Annotated in this window: 17 protein-coding genes; 2 read left to right on the forward strand and 15 right to left on the reverse strand. The window is 68.9% G+C overall.

The window, feature by feature from the left end:
• Positions 1-15: 15 nt before the first annotated feature.
• Positions 16-1,209: an alpha/beta hydrolase family protein gene (locus K6T84_RS21590; protein ID WP_225401160.1), complete on the forward strand. Its 1,194-nt coding sequence runs from the start codon at positions 16-18 to the stop codon at positions 1,207-1,209.
• Here K6T84_RS21590 and eccE read toward each other — a convergent pair.
• The 15 genes from eccE to K6T84_RS21665 all read right to left on the reverse strand — a co-directional run bounded on the left by eccE (position 1,206) and on the right by K6T84_RS21665 (position 17,895).
• Positions 1,206-2,168, reverse strand: coding sequence for a type VII secretion protein EccE (gene eccE / locus K6T84_RS21595; protein WP_225401159.1), 963 nt, complete (start codon positions 2,166-2,168; stop codon positions 1,206-1,208). The two genes, K6T84_RS21590 and eccE, sit on opposite strands and share 4 nt — an antisense overlap.
• A complete protein-coding gene (mycP, locus tag K6T84_RS21600; RefSeq protein WP_225401158.1) occupies positions 2,165-3,577 on the reverse strand; it encodes a type VII secretion-associated serine protease mycosin in 1,413 nt (470 codons plus the stop codon). Before mycP ends, eccE begins: the two co-directional genes overlap by 4 nt.
• Positions 3,574-5,001, reverse strand: a complete 1,428-nt coding sequence (eccD, locus tag K6T84_RS21605) for a type VII secretion integral membrane protein EccD (RefSeq protein WP_304621305.1) — start codon at positions 4,999-5,001, stop codon at positions 3,574-3,576. Before eccD ends, mycP begins: the two co-directional genes overlap by 4 nt.
• Before the next feature lie 26 nt (positions 5,002-5,027).
• Positions 5,028-5,903, reverse strand: a complete 876-nt coding sequence (locus K6T84_RS21610; RefSeq protein ID WP_225401157.1) for an ESX secretion-associated protein EspG — start codon at positions 5,901-5,903, stop codon at positions 5,028-5,030.
• 33 nt (positions 5,904-5,936) lie between these two features.
• Positions 5,937-6,224: a WXG100 family type VII secretion target gene (locus tag K6T84_RS21615; RefSeq protein WP_224864120.1), complete on the reverse strand. Its 288-nt coding sequence runs from the start codon at positions 6,222-6,224 to the stop codon at positions 5,937-5,939.
• Positions 6,225-6,238: 14 nt separating this feature from the next.
• Complete coding sequence (locus tag K6T84_RS21620; protein ID WP_329786839.1) at positions 6,239-6,532, reverse strand: type VII secretion protein EsxS; 294 nt, start codon at positions 6,530-6,532, stop codon at positions 6,239-6,241.
• Positions 6,529-8,001 carry a PPE family protein gene (locus tag K6T84_RS21625; protein ID WP_408066163.1) on the reverse strand — a complete coding sequence of 491 codons (1,473 nt, stop codon included), beginning with the start codon at positions 7,999-8,001 and terminating at the stop codon, positions 6,529-6,531. Before K6T84_RS21625 ends, K6T84_RS21620 begins: the two co-directional genes overlap by 4 nt.
• 2 nt (positions 8,002-8,003) lie before the next feature.
• Positions 8,004-8,315, reverse strand: a complete 312-nt coding sequence (locus K6T84_RS21630) for a PE family protein (protein ID WP_224864124.1) — start codon at positions 8,313-8,315, stop codon at positions 8,004-8,006.
• Positions 8,316-8,346: 31 nt separating this feature from the next.
• Positions 8,347-12,324, reverse strand: a complete 3,978-nt coding sequence (gene eccCa / locus K6T84_RS21635) for a type VII secretion protein EccCa (protein ID WP_225401154.1) — start codon at positions 12,322-12,324, stop codon at positions 8,347-8,349.
• Entirely contained in the window at positions 12,321-13,919 is a 1,599-nt protein-coding gene (gene eccB / locus K6T84_RS21640; RefSeq protein ID WP_225401153.1) for a type VII secretion protein EccB, read from the reverse strand. Before eccB ends, eccCa begins: the two co-directional genes overlap by 4 nt.
• Positions 13,916-15,760 (reverse strand): type VII secretion AAA-ATPase EccA, encoded by a 1,845-nt coding sequence (gene eccA / locus K6T84_RS21645; RefSeq protein ID WP_225401152.1) that lies wholly within the window; start codon positions 15,758-15,760, stop codon positions 13,916-13,918. The genes eccB and eccA overlap by 4 nt, the downstream gene beginning before the upstream one ends.
• A 256-nt stretch (positions 15,761-16,016) precedes the next feature.
• A complete protein-coding gene (locus K6T84_RS21650; protein ID WP_225401941.1) occupies positions 16,017-16,916 on the reverse strand; it encodes a class I SAM-dependent methyltransferase in 900 nt (299 codons plus the stop codon).
• A gap of 57 nt (positions 16,917-16,973) precedes the next feature.
• Positions 16,974-17,261, reverse strand: a complete 288-nt coding sequence (locus tag K6T84_RS21655; protein ID WP_224864120.1) for a WXG100 family type VII secretion target — start codon at positions 17,259-17,261, stop codon at positions 16,974-16,976.
• Positions 17,262-17,275: 14 nt separating this feature from the next.
• Complete coding sequence (locus tag K6T84_RS21660) at positions 17,276-17,569, reverse strand: type VII secretion protein EsxS (RefSeq protein WP_224864126.1); 294 nt, start codon at positions 17,567-17,569, stop codon at positions 17,276-17,278.
• 185 nt (positions 17,570-17,754) lie between these two features.
• Entirely contained in the window at positions 17,755-17,895 is a 141-nt protein-coding gene (locus tag K6T84_RS21665; RefSeq protein ID WP_225401151.1) for a PPW family C-terminal domain-containing PPE protein, read from the reverse strand.
• 35 nt (positions 17,896-17,930) lie between these two features.
• On the opposite strand from K6T84_RS21665, the gene K6T84_RS21670 reads away from it, so the two are divergent.
• Entirely contained in the window at positions 17,931-18,422 is a 492-nt protein-coding gene (locus tag K6T84_RS21670) for a hypothetical protein (RefSeq protein WP_225401150.1), read from the forward strand.
• The last annotated feature ends 100 nt before the right edge of the window (positions 18,423-18,522 follow it).

An 18,522-nucleotide genomic window follows, 5' to 3' on the forward strand; every position in this document is an offset into this window, starting at 1 on the left:
GAAAGGCCGGAGAACGTGACCTCTGACGCCAACCCGATCAATCCGCCCCTTCCGGTCCCCGATGTCCCCAGTGCCGATGCCGATGAGCGCGGCCTGCCGGACCGCAGCGAGTTGTCGTTGCGGGAGAAGATGATCGTCGACACCTCGGCGTTCGCCGATCTGGGCCTGCGCACCATGGTCGCATCATTGGTGGCGGCGGCCATGATGCCCGCGGTGGTGACCACCGTGGCCGGCCGCGGCCAGTCCTACCTGGAGCGCGAGCAGTTGCAGTTCTACGCCGAGTTGGCCGCCCTCCGCGACCCGGCCCGCTCCTTTCCCGCACCGGCGGCGCTGCCGCGGATCTCCTCGCGGCGGGCCAATCCGCTGGCGGAACGGATCGCCCGCGGGACCGTCGAGAACGTCTCTTTCACCAGTGGTTTCGAGGCGGTCAACCCGGCCATGCGCGACACCTGGCGGGCCCTGAGCCGCAACAACACCGCCCGGTTCCAGCATTGGCGCCACGACGACGGCCCACGGCCAACCCTGTGCGTCATCCACGGGTTCATGGGATCGCCGTACCTGTTCAACGGGCTGTTCTTCTCGCTGCCGTGGTTCTTCCGGTCAGGCTACGACGTGGTGTTGTTCACCCTGCCGTTCCACGGCCGCCGCGCCGAGAAGCACTCTCCGTTCAGCGGATTCGGCTACTTCTCGCACGGCATGTCGGGATTCGCCGAGGCGATGGCCCAGGCCGTGCACGACTTCCGTTCGGTGGTCGACTATCTGGAGTTCACCGGAGTGGACCGGGTGGCGTTGACCGGGCTGTCACTCGGCGGCTACACCAGCGCTCTGCTGGCCGCCGTCGAACCCCGCCTGCAGGCGGTGATCCCCAATGTTCCGGTGGTCTCGGTCGAGTCGGAGATCAGGGACTGGTTTCCGGCCAATCTGCTGCTGCACGCCGGCCAGCGGATGGGCCGGATTCCGCACGACGAGTTCGCCACGTCGACGGCCTTCCACTCTCCGCTGAACTACCCACCGCTGGTGGCCAAGGACCGACGGCTGATCATCACCGGTCTGGGTGACCGGCTGGCCCCGCCGGAGCAGGCCGAGATGCTGTGGGAGCACTGGGATCACTGTGCGCTGCACTGGTTTCCGGGAAACCATGTGCTGCACGTCAGCCAACCGGCTTACCTGCGCCGGATGACAGCGTTCCTGCGGGAGTACATGTTCTAACCGGTGGATGCGCCGCCTGCTGCCACGGGCCAACGCAACCCAGCGAGTGCATCGGCGGACAGCGCGGTGTGGCCTTCGAGCAGACTGCCCGACAGTGGGTGCAGGCTCAGCAGCGCGGTTCGGTGCTCGCCCTGCTGCGGCACCAGCCCGGCCAGCGGCGCGCCGCCGTCGGGGGCCGAGCCGGTACGCAGGGCGCACGCCGCGGCGATGGTCCGCTGTTCGCCGGTTCCGGCGATCTCCAGTGCCGTCCAGTTCTCCTCGACCGCCGACGCCCGAACCCGGTCAAGGGTGTCCGCCAGCGCCGCATCGACGTTGACCAGGTAGGCGGCGACATGGTCACCGGCGCCGTCGACCACCGAACGCCAGGTCTGTGTCGCCGCTTCGTCGATCAGTGAGGGAACGTCCTCGGCGGCGACAAGTGCGGCGTCCCAGCCGATCTCGCGAAGGTGATCAGCCAGCCGGCGCACCGCTACGTCTGCGGTCTGCTGCAGCGGGATGCTCGATGACCGGGCCTGCAGGGCGGCAAGATTCGGTGCGGCCGAATACGTCAACCCGATCCAGGTGTCGGCGGTGCCGCGGCTGGTGACCCGCACCGAGTCGGCCTGCAACCCGTACCGGTTCAGGTAGCCGGAGATCAGCGACAGCGGCACGGTGTCGCCACCTGCTTCAGCCTTGATCCGAAGCACCGCAGTGGCTTTCGCCCCGGATCCCGGCCGACGGTCGGTGTGCACGCCGCTGCGTGCGCGCGACATGGCCAACCGGCGCCGGATGATCGTGGTCAGATGCAGACCCCGCCACCAACTCAGCAGTGCGATAGCCACCACCACCGCCACTGCGAGCACCCACTGGTCCCGGGGAGTCGGCCACGGGTAGGCCAGCACCGCGGGCACGACAGCCAGCAGCACCAGGGTGATCCGGGCCGGGCCGGGCAGCGGAATCGTGGATCGGTTCGGGCTCACAGCTGGTCTTCCTTTCGTCGGCGGGCGGCCGCGGCGGCGCCGGTGGCGACGGCAGCGACCAGCCCGGCCAGCAGCGCGGTTCCCGCCAGCGCGACGATCCGCGGTGCGGGGTCCTCGGGCTGCGGAGCCGGTGGCGGGCTGAGTACCTTGACCGGCGGGTGGGCCGGGTCCTGCGGGGGCGCCAGTTCCCAGGTCAGCGCGGCGACCGGGTCTATCGTCCCGGCACCGACCAGGCCCGACGGTGCGCGCGCCGAGTTGTGCGCGGTGGCGACGATCCGGTGCGCCACCTGCATGGCGTTCATCTCGGGGAAGCGGCTGCGCACCAGCGCGGCCACCCCGGCCACATAGCCCGCGGCGTAGCCGGTTCCGGTGAGCGGCACCAGCTTTCCCTGATTGGTCGGAAGCGCGTTGGCCAGGCCGCCGTCCTCGCGGTTGCTGATCGACAGCACTCCCTCACCGGGCGCGGCGACGCCGACCCACGGCCCGGCCATGGTGAACGCCGACGGCTGCCCCGACGGCGCCAACGACCCCACCGACAGCACGTAGGGATGCCACCAGGACGGCACCGACAGCGACGTGACGGCGCCCCAGTTGCGCGGGTCCTGCGGTCGGCTCAGATCGGTGAGCGGATTGGACTCGCAGGCCTCTCCGCCGCCGCCGACCGATCCGGTCTGCCCGCTGTCGCCGGCTGCGGCCACGATGAGTGCGTCCTTCTCCACCGCCGCATAGCGCAGCGCCGCGCCCAGGGCGCTCTGGTCGACGTTGTGGTCGGCCTGCACGCAGGTGGTGACGGAGATGGTGATGACGCGGGCACCGAGGTCGGCGGCGTGCACGATCGCCCGCGACAACGCGGTGACGTCGGTGATCACCCGGGTGGCCCGGGGGTCGTCGCCGCCCAGCCTCGGGGCGACCGTCGCCGACGCGGTGCGCAGCGACAAAAGCCGTGCACCCGGGGCAACCCCGGTGAAACCGTCCTGGCCCTCCGGCGCGGGCTGGCCGGCCACCACACCGGCGACCAGGGTTCCGTGTCCGTCGCAGTCGGTCAGGCCGTCGGTCGAACCGACGTAGTCGCCGCCGGCGTCCACCGCGGGCAGTCGCGGGCCCGGCCGTACGCCGGTGTCGATGACGGCGACGGTCTGGCCGTCGCCGCGGGAGAACTGCCAGGCCGCGGGCAGGTCGAGTTGTCGCTGGCCGGCGGTGACAGCGGTGGTGTCGGTGCCCGGCAACAGCGCCGAGCTCACGCAGTCGGCGCGCTGTTCGAACGCCGCCACCGGACCGGGCGCCCCGTTGGGCGGCGGCGCCGTCGGGTCGACGCTCGGCGGGGTGATCGCCGATGCCGGCGGGCCGGCCAGCAGCAGGGTCAATCCCGCTGCCGCGCCGGCGATCCCGACCTTCTTGATCAACGTCATCGAGACAGGACCCAGTCGAAGATCCCGACCAGGTACGCCATCACCGGGATCAGCGTGGCGTCGACACCGGACGCCAGGAAGCCCACCACGCGCCGCACCGGCAGCGAGTAGCTGTCCGGCGAGCCGACCGACGGGTTCAGTGCGACCACGGCCCAGACCGCCACCAGCGCGGCCAGCACCAGCACCGCTCCGAAGGCTGCGTTGTAGCGACCGGTCGCGGCGTAGCAGACCAGCAGCACCAGCGCGGTCAGATGCGGCTGAGCCAGCAGCCAGGCCTTGCACCACGCCGAGTCCCAGACCCGAGCCCGCAGCACCGAGGCCACCCCGATACCGGCCACCGCGTACCACGCCCAGCCCGAAAGCCCCGCGGGCTGCGCGGCGATCGCCACCGAACCCAGCACGGCCAGCAGCACGGCGCCGGCGATGAAGCCGGTCTGGTGGGCGTCGGTCACCCGAACCCGGCGGGGCAGGTCTTCGAGCACACCCTGCGGCAGCGCCGACGGGGTCGGGTCACCCGGAGCGGGAATCACCGGCAGCGGCAACCGCGCCCACAGCGCCGAAACCTGCGGGGCGGCAACGGTAAGCAGCAGGGACGCGGTGATCAGCCCGCAGCCCAGACTGACGAACGGCACCGCCCAGAACGTCTTGACGGCGGCGGCCACCAGCACCCCGGCACCGACAACGACCGCGGCGGTGAAGAAGGCGATGCCGCGCTCGCCGCGGCCGGCGGACGGCAGGAGAAGGCAGATCAACGCCCACGCGCTGACCGCGGCCGCGCCCAGCAGCACGTGCGCCGCACCGAACGAGCCGGGCACCGCCAGCGTGCCCGCCGCGGCGACCGGCACCAGCGCCGCGATCGACAGGGTCAGTCGCGCGTCGGCCGAACGGCTGCGGGAGATCAATGCCGCCAGCACGGCCAGCAGTGCGATGGCGCCGAGCGCTAGCAGACCGGCGGGCTGGCCGGTCAGGACGCGGTGTGCGGCGGCAAGGCCGGTGGCCGCAACACTCAGGCCCACCCCGGCTGCCAGTGCGGCACGCTGAATATGCCCCGGCCCCCACGGCTTACGTCGCGACGCCGAGAAGATGACGGCGGCATCCGCGATGTCTTCGACAATGCCGGGGGCGGCCGGACCGACCGGCACCGGCCGAAGCGCCAACAGGTCACCGTCGACCACGCCGACGGTGTCCAGACTGGCGTCCAGGCTGAACGGCGCGCCGCCGACCGGCGCCAGACTCAGCCGGGGCGTGGCACCGGGCTCGGTGTCGTCGCCGCTGTCCGGGGCGACCAGACGTTGCACCGCGGGCAGGATTTCGCGCAGCGGCAACTCGGCGGGCAGCGCGATCTCGGTCAGTCGGCTGTCGGACAGCACCGCGATGCGGACAATCGGCATGGCGGCGCTGGTCAGCACCGGAGCTTCGGTCATTGGTGTTCTCTATTCTTGTTTCTCTGCTAGGACAGCTGGGTGGTGAAATCTCGGGACAGGCGCTGACCGGGGAACCACTGGCCCTCGGGCAGGCTGGCGGTCAGCTCTTCGATCGCCACGGCGATCGCGAATTCGGTTCCGGGCCGGAAGGTCGAGACCCATTCGCCGTCGAAGGCTCGGGAGGGCGCGACCAATATCCGGCCCTCGTCGGTGTCGACCAGGCTCAACCCGACCTCGGTGGTGGAGTGCCGACCATCTTGGGCGCAACCGGCAACCACCTCGACGTAGCTGCGCGGTCCGGCGAAAACCGACTCGACGATCGGTCGCGCCGACGCCGGAATGCCCAGGTAATCAAGAACTTCGGCCAACGGTGCGCCGGCCCGCAACCGTTCGTCGGCGCGCACCCCGACCCGGGCGGGCAGGGTGAATTCGTCGAATCGGGCCGGCGGGCGGGCCCGCAACCCGGCCCCCAGCACCGGGACCAGCAACCGGGGGTCGTCGATCTCCATCGCGGTGAAGGTGACCAGTTGCGCGTTGCGCAACGCGACGACGGTCCGGGCGGGCCGGCCCGAGCTGTCGCCACGTCGCGCCACGATCCCGCGCAGCATCTCGGGGCCCCCGTTGGCCGGCGACCCCACATAACGCAGGTCCAGCCAACGGTCCGGGAAGCACACCACCCGAATCCATTCGGCCACTGACCGATTCACCGTGCCGTCTGCGGCGACGATTCCCATCCGGGTCAGCTCGTCGCGCTGCCGGGCCATGAACGCACCGCGTTCCCCGGCGTCGGTGTAGGGCATGGTGATCGCCAGAACCCACGGAAAAGACCCCGCGCCGATGGTCTCCGCGATGTACCAGGCCTGCTCGACGGTCAGTTCGGCCGCGTTGGGTTCAGTACCCATCACGACCTTCCGGCGCCGAGCCGCAGCACTGGACTAGCCCCACTTGGCGGCTTCGGCGGTGTCACGAGCATTCATCATCATGGTGTTGGACTCATGCGTGGCAGCCATCGAGTGATACACCCGAACCAACTCCTCCATCGCCTGATTCCACTGCACCTGCCACGCCTGATACGTCATCCCCGTATCGCCCTGCCACGCCGCCGACAACGCCGCCTGCTCACTGGCAATATCAGCACCCACCGCCTGCAACGTGCCCGCATACCCATTCATCTCAGCCGCATGGGCCAGCATCGCCGGGTAGTTGTACATAATCTGCGACATCAGACAAACCCTCCCTAAACCCCGGTGTACCCGGAAGCAGCAGCAGCATCCGCCGCCACATACGTCGAACCCGCATCCGCCAGATTCACCTGCGCCATATCCAGCAACGCATTCACCCGCGCCGCCAACGCCACAAACCGCGCATGCGACCCCTGAAACGCCGCCGCAGCCTCACCGACATGAAACGCCTGCGCCGACAACGCCGCCTGCTCCGCCTGCGCCATCGTCGACCGCATCAACGCAGCCTTCGCCCCAAACGCCGACTCAGAGGCCACCAACTGCGGAATATGCGCATCCAACATACTCATCCCCGCACTCCTTTCTCTTGTACTACTTCGGGTTCCGATTTCGACTCCACCGCGGAGTCGGCAAGATCGTTGTCGTTCCAGCTGTCGGGCAGCATCGGCAGGCTGGGCCCACCGCCGAACCCGTCGCCGGTCAGCGTGGCCAGCCCGGACGCAGTGCTGCGCCTGCCGACGGTCCCGGTGAACCCGAGCGGTCCGGCGCCGCGATGCGAGCCCGATGGCATGGCACCGGGTCGCGTCGTCGGGCCGGTGTCGGTGTCGGTGTCCATATCCATGAATTCGTCTGCGTGGTCGTGCAATAAGGCACGACGGCGGCGTCGCGCCCGGGCCTTGTCGCGAGCCGACGAGGTCACGACCGCCGCGGCCGCAGGTACCCGCGCGGCCGGCGCATACGCCTTGTCGCCCTCGGTGAGAGTGGGCCCCAGTCCGGTTCCCGGGTCGGTGCCGCCCACCAGGTATCCGAAACCCATCACTCCGGGAGCCGGAGCCGGCGGCGCCGCCGCCGTGGTGGTCGGCGCCGCAGGCACACCCGGCGCACCCGGCGTGGAGATCCCGGGCCCGAATCCCGCCACGGCCGCGATCGGCCGATCGGCCGACGGGCCGGCCACCGGAAGCATCGGCTCCTCGGCAGGCGCCTCGGCACCGAGCTCCTCGGGGACGGTCAGCTGGCTCAGCGCCAGACCGAGAATGAGCGGCAAAAAGGCTGGGGCCGCCAGCATCACACTCCAGAACGTGGTGCCGAACGGAATGAAGAACGCCTCGTAGGCGACGAAGAACAGCAGCGGGAACCAGGTGACCAGCGCAGCAGGGCCGCCGCTCATGATCTCCCGGATCACCCCGGCCGGGTCCGCGAGCAGCCGTCCGATCTGGTCGAACAGCTGGGTGAAGAAATCGCCGCCGCCCGAGCTGGCATCCGCCGGCATCGCGGAATCGGACTTGACCACCGGTGGTGCTGCCACCGTGCGTGGCGCCGACGCCAGCGCCGCACCGGAGACCGCGTGGTAAGTGCCCATGGTGGTGGCCGCCTGAATCCACATCCGGACATAGTCGGCTTCGTTGAGTGCGATCGGAATCATGTTGATGCCAAAGAAATTGGTGGCGACCAACACCCCGTGCGTCATGTGATTGGCCGCCAACTCGGCCATCGTCGGCATGGTCGCCAATGCGCTGGCGTAGGCCGACGCTGCCACTTCATGCTGCGCCGCCACTCCGGCGCTGTCCGCACTGGCCTTACCCAGCCAGGTCAGGTAGGGCACGTGCGCGGCCAGGTACTGCTCGGCACTGGGGCCCTGCCACGCGCCGGCCTGCACCGCACCAAGCAGAGCGGTGAGTTCGTCTGCCACCGAGGCGTATTCGACGCTCAGCGCATTCCACATCCCGGCAGCCGACAACAGCGGACCCGGTCCCGGGCCGCTGCTCAGCAATGCTGAATGCACCTCCGGAGGGGAGGCGATCCAGACCGGGGACGCAATCATCAGGCGCGTCCGCCACCCAGGTATGTCGTTGCGGCCGCGGCGTCGCCCGCGGCATAACTCACACCGGACTCACCGACACCGACACCGGCGCGGCCGAGTTCGGTGGCTCCCTGGGCGGCCACCGCCGCGTGCTCGCTGCCCTGCGCGCTGAAGCCGGCGGCGGTCTGCAGCGACACCGGGTCAGCCGCCGGCGGAACCACCGCGGTGATCAGCGGGGCAGCGCTGGCCTGGGCGGCCGCCAGCCGAGCGGTCAATGCCTCGACCGCTGCACTGGCCGCAGCCAGACCTTCCGGAACCACTTGAAGCGTCATGACAGTTTCTCCTCTCGCACTTCGATTTCCATCAGCGCGTCAGACTCTCGCTGAACAACGGGTTGACCAACTGGAGGTAGGTGGGTTCGTCGCTGTCGGCGAGCAGCATCGCCCGGCCCGCGGGCAGCCGGCCGAACCGCTGGCCGCGGATCTTGCCGCTGTCCGCCGGGTTGCCCGACAGCATCAGGGTGGTGGCCTGCAGGTCGTTGAGGCGACGCAGCAACGGGTTGGTCATCAACGCGTGTGCCGAGCCGGTGGCCCGTCCGGTGACGATCACCCGCAGTCCGAGGTCACCGGCCTGCGACAGCAGCCCGATCAGATTGGTCCACGGCCGCTGCCCCGCATACGGGCCGCTCAATGCCGGGGAGTCCGGGATGGCGTCGACGTCGTCGATGATCAGGTAGTGGGTGTGGCCCTGATAGCTCCAGCCGGCCAGATCCGCGGCCGAGAGCCCGGCCGGCGGCCTGCGGGAGCCGATCAGCGCGGACAGGCCTTGCATCGCCGGGATGACCCGATCGACGTTGGCGGTGTACTCATTGTCGGCGAACAGGGGTTCGTCGACCAGGTGCAGCCGCCGATCCAGCACGGTGAACGCCACCTGTTCGGCGGTGCTGTTCTCCCGCATCGTACGGATCAGATGCCGCAGCAGCGTCGTCTTGCCGGACTTGCTGTCGCCCAACACCATCAGCAGCGGGTTGGCGGTGAAGTCGACCTCGACCGGCGCCAGATCCTCTTCGCGTACGCCGATCACCACATGCTCGGGTGCCGGATACAGGATCCCGGCCTCCTCGGGTGCGAGGTCGGTCGGCAGCAGTCGCACCGGCGGTGCGGCCAGGCCCGGGTGGCGGGCGTTGAGCTCGGCGATCTGCCCCAGATCGGGCTGGGCGATCAGGAAGTGCTCGGCGGCCATCGTCAGACCCCGGCCCGGCTGGTTGGCAGGCACGGCCTCGGCCGGCCGAGTCAACGCCCCGGCCACCCGGACATTGCTGTCCCGGGCGTCATGCAGCTTGAGCTCCAGACGCAGGCCGAGGCCGTCGCGCATCGCCAGCGGCACCTCCAGCCAGCTCGGGGTGGTGACGATCACGTGGATGCCATAGGCCAGACCCACGTTGACAAGCTCGGTCACCTTGGCCAGCAACGGGTTTCGGGTGTTGAACTGGTCGGTGTTGTCCCGGCTGAACGCATACAGGTTGTCGATGACCAGGAATACCTCGCCGTAGCCGTCGTTGAGCGAGCCGATGCTGCCGTCACGGAACGCCTCCCGCTGCTGACGTGCGGTGAGCAACTGCTCGAGTTCACCGAACGTGCGGCGGATCCGCTCCGGTTCCAGACCGGAGGCAACGCTGCCCACATGCGCCAGGTCTTCCAGGGCCCGCAGTTGTCCGCCGCCGTAGTCCAGGCAGTAGAAGGACACCTCGCGCGGCGAGTGCAGGCTGGCCGCCGACATGATGAAGGTCTGCAACGCAGTGGTTTTCCCGGACTTGGGCCCACCATGGATCAGCACGTTGCCGCTGGCCGAACGCGCATCGAACACCAGTGGGTCGCGGCGCATCTCGAACGGCTTGTCGATCTCACCCAACGGCCACCGCAGTTGACGCTCCCCGATCCCGGCACCGGCCAGGGTGGTGGCCAGCGGAATCGCGTCGTCGAGCGGAGGCAGCCACAGCTCCGGTGCCTGCGGGCCGTAATTGGCCAACTGATCTCCGATGGTGGCGATCAGCTTGCGCGGCGGACCCAGCACCTCATCGTCAGGCTTGACGACGATCGTGGTGGTGTCGCCACCGGAGTCGACCAGACCCGCGGTGAACAACCGGGGTTCTGGAATCGCGTGCATCACCACCGCTTTGGATGCCCGCGGCGGGTCATAGATGCCGTCGACATAGGTGCTGCGGAACTTGATCGGTGCCGCACCCGGGGCGGGAACCAGGAAGCCCTCGCCCTTGTGCTCCTTGCCGGATTCGATGTGATACGCGTCCTCGACCCCGATGATCTGCCGAGAAACGCTGGCGGAGGCCACCTTCAGACCGATCCGGTAGGAGGTGTTCTTGTCGATGTCCTTGATCTTGCCGACGTCGAGGGTCTGCGACGCGAACAGGATGTGGATGCGGAACGAACGTCCCTTGCGCGCGACGTAGTCGAACAGCTCCGCGTACTCCGGGTGGTCGGCGAGCATCAAGGTGAACTCGTCGGCGACGATGAACAGCGTCGGGATCGGCGCCAGATCATGTCCGGCGGCGATCGCGGCCTCGTATTCGGTCACCGAGTTGAACGCACTGCCCTGCACCCTTCGGCCGGCCTCGCGCAGCAGCAGCTCACGCCGCGCCACCTCACCGCGCAGGGTGTCGGCGAACCGATCCGCCAGCGACTTCTTCTCGGCCATGTTCGAGATCACCGCAACAACTTGGGGGAAGTGCCGGAAGATGTCAGCACCTGCCTCGCCCTTGAAGTCGGCGTAGATCACGATCAGCCGGTCCGCCGAATGGGTGGTCAGCAGCGACAGCAGGATCGACATCAGGGTCTGCGACTTACCCGAACCGGTCATGCCGATCATCAACCCGTGCGGGCCCATCCCGCCCTCGGCCTCATCCTTGAGGTCGAAGATCAGTGGCTCGCCGGTGGCGGTCACACCGATCGGAACCCGCAGTTCCTCATCGCGGTTGCGCGGCGCCCACAGGGCGGGCACGTCGAGGCGGGAGGCGTCGGGGATGCCCAGCATGGTGGTGAAGGTGGCGCCGCGGGTGCCGGCCGAGCGCAGTCCGGCGTGCGTGGGGTTGGAGTCCCAGCGCGACAGCCGCCGGCCCAGGTGGGCGGCTTCGTCGGTGTCGAAGCGGTCGGCGTCGTCGACCCAGCGTTGCCAACCACCGGTCTGCCAGCGGTCGATCGAACGGCCGCCCGGAGTCAGCCGCAGCGTCGGCCGCTCGGGGTCGGAGTACTGCTCACGGTTGGGTGCCACCGCGCCGCGCTGCACGACGGTCACCCCGGCTCGCGGTACACCCAGCGATGACGCGGCCAGGTCGAAGTCGGGGTCGTCGATGATCACCAGCAGATGGCGTCCGACCTCGCCCGCCTCGCCGGTGAACGCCGGGCGCTCCGCCAACACCGGAGCCAACAACAGGGCGAGTTCTTCAGCGCTGGACGCCAGGTAGCGGGCGGGGCCCACACCGTCGACGGCACCGGCGATGTCGACGTGCGGCAACCACTTCAGCCACGACCAGGACGGCGACTCGAGATCGGTCGAAGCCACCGCCACCCCGAGCATGGTCGGGTCATGCCAGGTCACGGCCTGAGCGATCCATGCCCGCACGGCGGCGCGCACATCCTGGGCAGCGGTGTCGCCGTCGCCGTCGCCGTCGCCGAGCACGGTGACTCGCGACACCTTCGTCAGATCCAGGCCCACCGGCACGTCCCGCACGGTGCGCTGGGTGTCGAGCAGGCCGCGTAAGGCGCTGTGCGACACCGGCTCCAGGTCGATCTCGTCAGCGGTGTCGGTGACCCGCACCGCGCTGGCCAGCGGCACTGCGTGCCGGCCGGTCCGTACCACCAGGAAGTCGTCGTCGTGCGGGTCGCGCTCCCACTGCCGACGCGATCCCGGAACCGCCGCCAGATCAACAGGATCCGGATGCGACCACTCCGCCGCCGCACGCTGCTTGGCCGCCGAACCCCGAATGTTGTCCCGGACCACCGACAGGTACCGCAGGTAGTCGGCGCGCTCGGCATCGACTTCCACGGTGCGGGCCTTCTTGTCCCCACCGCGATAAATGCCCGCCGCCGCCACCAGCAAGGCGAACGGGAAGAACAGCATCACCGGGGAGATCAACCGCATCCCGGTGGCGACCATCGCGATCACCATGCCCACGATCAGGATGACGATCACCACCGGCAACGCGCGCTGCAGGAACGACGCCGGGACCACCCGCGGCAATTCCGGCGGCGGCTCAATGGTGATGGCGCCCTTGTCAACCGGCGGAACCGGAACCCGACGCCGGGCCTCGAAAATCAAACGGCTCATCGAGCCCCTCCCCCGCTCACAGCACCCAACTCGGCGGACGCGCGGCGGCCCGGCCGTGGATCCGGCGCCAACCCGTCATGTGCCAACAACGCATCGGATCGCGACAGTGTCGGCCCCAAGGCGAACTGCGACAACACCGACCACGGAATCGTCAAAGCCGGCTCGCTCAGACCCAGCGCCGCCACCGCGTCACCGTCTTCGGTGTTCACGCCGTATCGCACACCGGTGTCGGAGATCCAGAACATCGGTCCCTCAGCCGGAGTGGCCGCCGGATCGGAGCTGACGCTCTGGACGAAATACCCCGTGCCCGGGTTCAGGGCGACCCGAGCGGCCGTCCCGCCCACCCCGGCACCGACCAGATCGAGGGTGCGAACACCGTCACGCGTCGGAAGCGAGGAACCCGACATCAGGGTCAGCGAACCCGTGCTGGCCCCGGCATCCTTGCTCCAGTGCGCGCAGGTGAGCGGGTTGGACAGCGAGTCGACGACGCTCACCGGCTTCTCCGGGAAGCGCGAGGTGTCCAGCGCCTGCGAAACCGGCAGGCGCGCAATGTCATCGGCGCCCAGCACCGGCGGCCGCCCCAGCCCGTAGGAATCGGTGCTGCGCAGCACCGCCGCCAGTACGCCGGAGATGGGCTGCAGGCCGTCCGGCAGCACCGCGTAGTAGCGCAGTCCCGTGTCACCGTCGAGGGTGTGCGCGGCCACCACCGCACCCACCGGTGCGGCGGACGGCAGCTCGAACGACGGCTGGCTGCCTGCCGCGGGGATCACCGGCGCGGTGAGCGCGGGAGCCTCCGGAATCATGTTGAACAGACCAATCGAGATCGAACGTGGTTTGGGCACTGCCAAACCCCGCTCACCGAGCCCGAGCGCTCCGGTGACCGCGTGGTCGGCCAGATCGATGCGGCTGCGCTTGCCCTCCCACAGCAGCCAGGCGCCGGAACCGTTGTCGGCCAGCACGACCTGCTCGGCGCCCAGCGCCGCGGCCTTGGATCCGCCGGCGGCCAGCGGTCCGGCGATCACCGTCACGCCGGCGTCCGAACCGGCCACCGAATCGCACGCCGTCCAGTCCGCGTCGCGGGCATCGGACTGCACCATGCGTTCCGGGGCACCGGGAATGCCGATCAGGTTGCCGCGCGCAAACTTGTCCAGCGCAGTGCTTCGCACCGCGGTCGGGTTGACCGGCCGGCCGACGATCAGTCGGGCGGAGGTCAGGTTCAGCACCGGGTGCAGCTGTTCGCCGACACGGACATACAGCGCCGAGGTGGACCGGTCGGAGAGCACCGGGTCATTGCCCGCGGCACTGTTGGGCCAGATCAGGGTGAACACGAAGCAGCCACCGGCCACGGTGGCCAGCACCAGCAGGCCCATCAGCACGGCCCGCGTCTGGGCGCGCAGCGGCTCCACCAGCATCCGGGTGTCGTGCAGTGCCACGCCGGATGCGATGCGCCGCATCACGAATCGCCAACCGCTGACCTGGTGCTTGGTGACGAACCCGCGGCGGTATTCGACCCGGTCGGGGTTCTCGTTGACCGGGGTGCGCGAGGTGAACGACCGACGGTCGTCATCACCGCGATCTTGCTGGGCGGCGCTCACGCCTTCTCCTCCAGGCCAAGGCCGCGAAGCAGCGGCGTCACCGAGTTGCGAACGTCTTCGGTGGTGATGGTCATCAGTTCGTCATCGGTGAACACCCCGGTGCCGGACTGTTCGGAATGGTCGAGCCGGAATTCGCGCTCCTCCTCGGAGCGTTCGACCAGGTTTCGCACGAAACGGCCGTTACCGGCGATGTCGAGGCTGCGCCGGTCCACGCCGTTGGCGTCCGGGCTCGACGCCGCGGCCAGGGTGCCGAACAGCGTCTCCATCTCGTTGAGCGCCGCCTGCTCGAAACGACTGTCGCGCTGCTCGGCCATCTTGTGGGCGATCTCGACCAACTCCGGCGGCTGGTACGACGGGAAGTCGATGTTGCGGGTGAAGCGCGACCGCAGACCTTCGTTGGTGTCCAGCAACCGGTCCAGGTCGGCGCGGTAACCGGCGACGATCACCACCAGCCGGTCACGGTCGTTCTCCATGCGCGCCAGCAAAGTGTCGATGGCGACCAGACCGAAGTCGTTCTTGGCTCCGGTGGCCACCAGGGCGTAAGCCTCGTCGAGGAACAGCACGCCGTCCAGCGCACTGTCGATGATCGCGTTGGTCTTGGCCTCCGTCTCACCGATGTGCTGACCGATCAGATCGGCACGGTGCACCTCTTTGATGTTCTCTTTCTTCAAAAGCCCCAGGCCGCAATAGATCTTGGCGACCACGCGGGCGATGGTGGTCTTACCGGTTCCGGGCGGCCCGGCGAACACGAGGTGGTGGGTGCGCTGCCCGACGGCCAGGCCGTGCTGCTTGCGCACCACCTCCATCGCGACCGAGCTCTTGAGGCGCTGCACCTGGTTCTTGACCTCGGACAGGCCGATGAACTCGCCGAGTTCGCGTTCGGCCTCGGCCAGCAGCTCGGCTTTGCGCTCGTGGGCCGACGGGTCGACGAAATCCTCGGCACTGGGCTCGGTTTCGGGGTCCCACGGGTCGGTCCGCGCCTCGATGCGGGCCGCGGTGGTGGTGACGATACCGAAACTGTGGTCCAGCAGGGCGTGCTCGACCTGCGCGTTCTCCGGGTTGGCCGCGTAGAGGTCCTGCAGCACCTCCTCGGCCGTCTCGTCGTCGCCCTGCGCCCGCAGGATCAGTCCCTTGACCAGGGCCCCGTCGGTGGCGGCGACGGCGACGGGGCCGTCGGGCTCCTCCAGATAGGACAGTGCCGGCGCGTACATGCCCAGCCGGGCCAGGGCGATGCCCAGCGCGATCTTGGCGGCGTGGGTGAACAGCTCGTCGCGGTCGGGGTCGTTGACGATCGGGGTCAGCAGCTTGACCATGTCCGACCAGCGTCCGGCGTGGTGGTTCACCACGATCGCCAGCCAGCGGGCGTCGTTCCAGCCCGGACGCCGCTCGGTGATGGCGGCTACCAGCTGGTTGGCCTCGGCGCAGCGGCCGGCCATCGCCAGCTGGGCGGCGTGGGCCAGGTGGAAGTCGTCGGCCTCGGTGGCCCGCAGCTTCAGGTACAGCCCGGTGTCGTAGTGGAAGCCGAGTGCGCCGGCCGGCAGGTCCAGGCGCCGCTGCAGCGCCCCGGCTCCGGCGGCGGTCTGCGACACCGCAGCCAGCACCCGCGGCGACTGGTCGCCCGCGGCGGCCAGGCCGGTCCAGACGTCGCACTGCTCGTGCGCGACGCGGGTCAGTGCGGCGAACCCGGCACGCGCGGCAACCAGGTCAGCGGGACGTTGCCGCTGGTAGACCGGGATGCCCAGGGCGCGGCAGCAGGTCGCAAACCGGCTGAGGGTCTCCTCGTCCACCCGGAGGTCCACCTTGGGCTGCTGGGTGAGCAGAGCCGCATCTCCGTTCTTCATGCGTGGCTCGCCCCTTCATGGCTAGTGTTGCCTAAGCTAACTCGGCTGAAGTTAGCATTGCATAAGCTAACTGTCGAGATCGAGGGGGATGTCCCGGAAGTGGGCTGCCCCACCCCGATCCGCGGCACATAAAGTCCCCGCCCCGCCGCATATGCGTCGGCGCCGCTCCAGCCCATCCCGAACTCCTTATTGAAAATCATTTTCGGTTATCCCGCACGTTACCGCACGGGGGGCGGCCGACGTCAACCGCCCGCGGCTACTTCTTCACCGCCCTGACCAGCGTGTTCCGCGCGATCATCGGTCCAGCCTCGGTGTCCGGACCAGGAACGGGACGGCCCAGTTCCCGCAGGTAGTCGGCCAGCGGTGTCGAAACCGCGGTCCAGCCCCGTTCGCCGAACCACCCGTCGGCGGGAGCACAGCGCTCGTTGTAGACCAGCCGGTGGAAGGTGCGGCTGTCGTCGTCGGCTTCGACTTCGGCCTTCACCGCCGCCGCGAAGTCCTCGTCGGACAACGGGGCGCCGTCCTCGACCGCGACGTGACTACCGGGCGCGGCCAGGCTGTCGATGCCGGTGAACAGCTGCTCCTGCGCATCGGCCGGCAGATAGATCAGCAGGCCCTCGACGATCCACGCCGAGGGCTGCGCCGGGTCGAAGCCACTTTCCACAAGCGCCTGCGGCCAGTCCTCGCGCAGGTCCACGGCAACATCCCGGCGCTCCGCGCCGGCCCGGATGCCGCGCTGCGAGAGCACGTAACTCTTGTAAGCCAGCACCTGAGGCTGGTCCAACTCGAAGATCTTCGTCCCGTCCGGCCAATCAAGCCGGTAGGCGCGAGAGTCCAGCCCGGCCGCCAGGATCACCACCTGACGAACCCCGGCGGCGACAGCACGGGCGAAGAAGTCGTCGAAGTACCGGGTGCGCGCACCCTGGAAATTGACGAAGCTCTCCCCGAAGTCACTGGTCAGCAGTTGATGATCGGACAAGCTGCCATCCACCACCGCTGCCCAGTCCCCACCGGCTGCCCGGCAGAACACCTCGGCATAGGGATCGACCACCAGCGGATCGGGTTTGCGGGCCTCCAGGGCCCTGGCGGCGGCCACTCGCAACGCGGTCATACCGACGCTCGTGGTGATGTCCCAACTGTCACCTTCACTACGCAATTCAGGCATTCCAGTGACCCTACGCCGCAGCAGACGCGGCGGATCCGCCGAAGGCGTCTAGCCCCACTTGGCGGCTTCGGCGGTGTCGCGCGCGTTCATCATCATGGTGTTGGACTCATGCGTGGCAGCCATCGAGTGATACACCCGAACCAACTCCTCCATCGCCTGATTCCACTGCACCTGCCACGCCTGATACGTCATCCCCGTATCGCCCTGCCACGCCGCCGACAACGCCGCCTGCTCACTGGCAATATCAGCACCCACGGCCTGCAACGTGCCCGCATACCCATTCATCTCAGCCGCATGGGCCAACATCGCCGGGTAGTTGTACATAATCTGCGACATCAGACAAACCCTCCCTAAACCCCGGTGTAACCAGAAGCCGCAGCCGCATCGGCCGCCACATACGTCGAACCGGCATCCGCCAGATTCACCTGCGCCATATCCAGCAACGCATTCACCCGCGCCGCCAACGCCACAAACCGCGCATGCGACCCCTGAAACGCCGCCGCAGCCTCACCGACATGAAACGCCTGCGCCGACAACGCCGCCTGCTCCGCCTGCGCCATCGTCGACCGCATCAACGCAGCCTTAGCCCCAAACGCCGACTCAGAGGCCACCAACTGCGGAATATGCGCATCCAACAAACTCATCCCCGCACTCCTTTCTCCGACTACCCAATAGTCGCGGGCCACGCCTGTCGGGTTCCCCGGGGCGCGCAGACCCTCCAGACCGTACGCCCGCGGTAGCCGGTCAGGTCAACATATGCGGCTAGATCGTACGGATTTTGACAGGATTTGCGAATTATTCCCCGGTGCTGAATCCGCGCCTGCGGACACTAGTCCGGATCGGCCGCAGACACCGCGCCCCACGAGTCCGGCAGCATCGGCTCCGTCGGGCCGCCACCGAATTCGTCGCCGGCCAGCGCGGCCATCCCGGCGGCACGCGCAACCCCGGCCGTGGGCAGTCCGCAAACCAACCGGCCTGGCGTGGGCCCGGGACGTCGTCTTCCCGGTGGCCGCCACGGTCGTCATCGTGCTGGCCGCTGATGTCCGGATGCCGTTGGGGCTGCCCGGGCACCGCGGCCTGGTGTGGCTCACGATGCTGGTGGCGGTGGCGCTGACCGCGCGCCGACCGCAGACCGTGCTCGCGGTGGGGGCCGCCTCCACCGCCGCCACCCTGCTGCTGCAGTCCGGCCCCGGGCCCTGGGCCAGCGCCCGCTATCTGGGCGCCGCGGCGCTGCTGTGCATGCTGACCAGCAGGGTGCACGTTCGCCGCTGGCTGGTTGCTTTGGCGGCAGCACCGATTCACCTTGTGGCGCTTGTTATTCCGATCGCGACGACGCTCATCGGTGGCTACCAGCTGGCAATGGTGGGCCTCGGCGACAAGGTGATGTTCCACCTGGGCTTCAGCCTGATCGCCGGCCTGCTGGGCTGGGCGTCGGCCGCGGCCATCTGCCGGGCCGCGCCGCCGGATTCCCGGCCAATTTCCTCACAATTTTCTTAAGATTCCAAGCCGGATCGGCCCGTTTTCTGTCGGACCTTCGAACTAGTGTGCGGCTCCTCAGGTTCTCGTGGGGAGTGTGACCTGCAGTCCTCCTAGGCAG

It is taken from the genome of Mycobacterium zoologicum, assembly GCF_020181635.2.
Taxonomy (GTDB): domain Bacteria; phylum Actinomycetota; class Actinomycetes; order Mycobacteriales; family Mycobacteriaceae; genus Mycobacterium; species Mycobacterium zoologicum.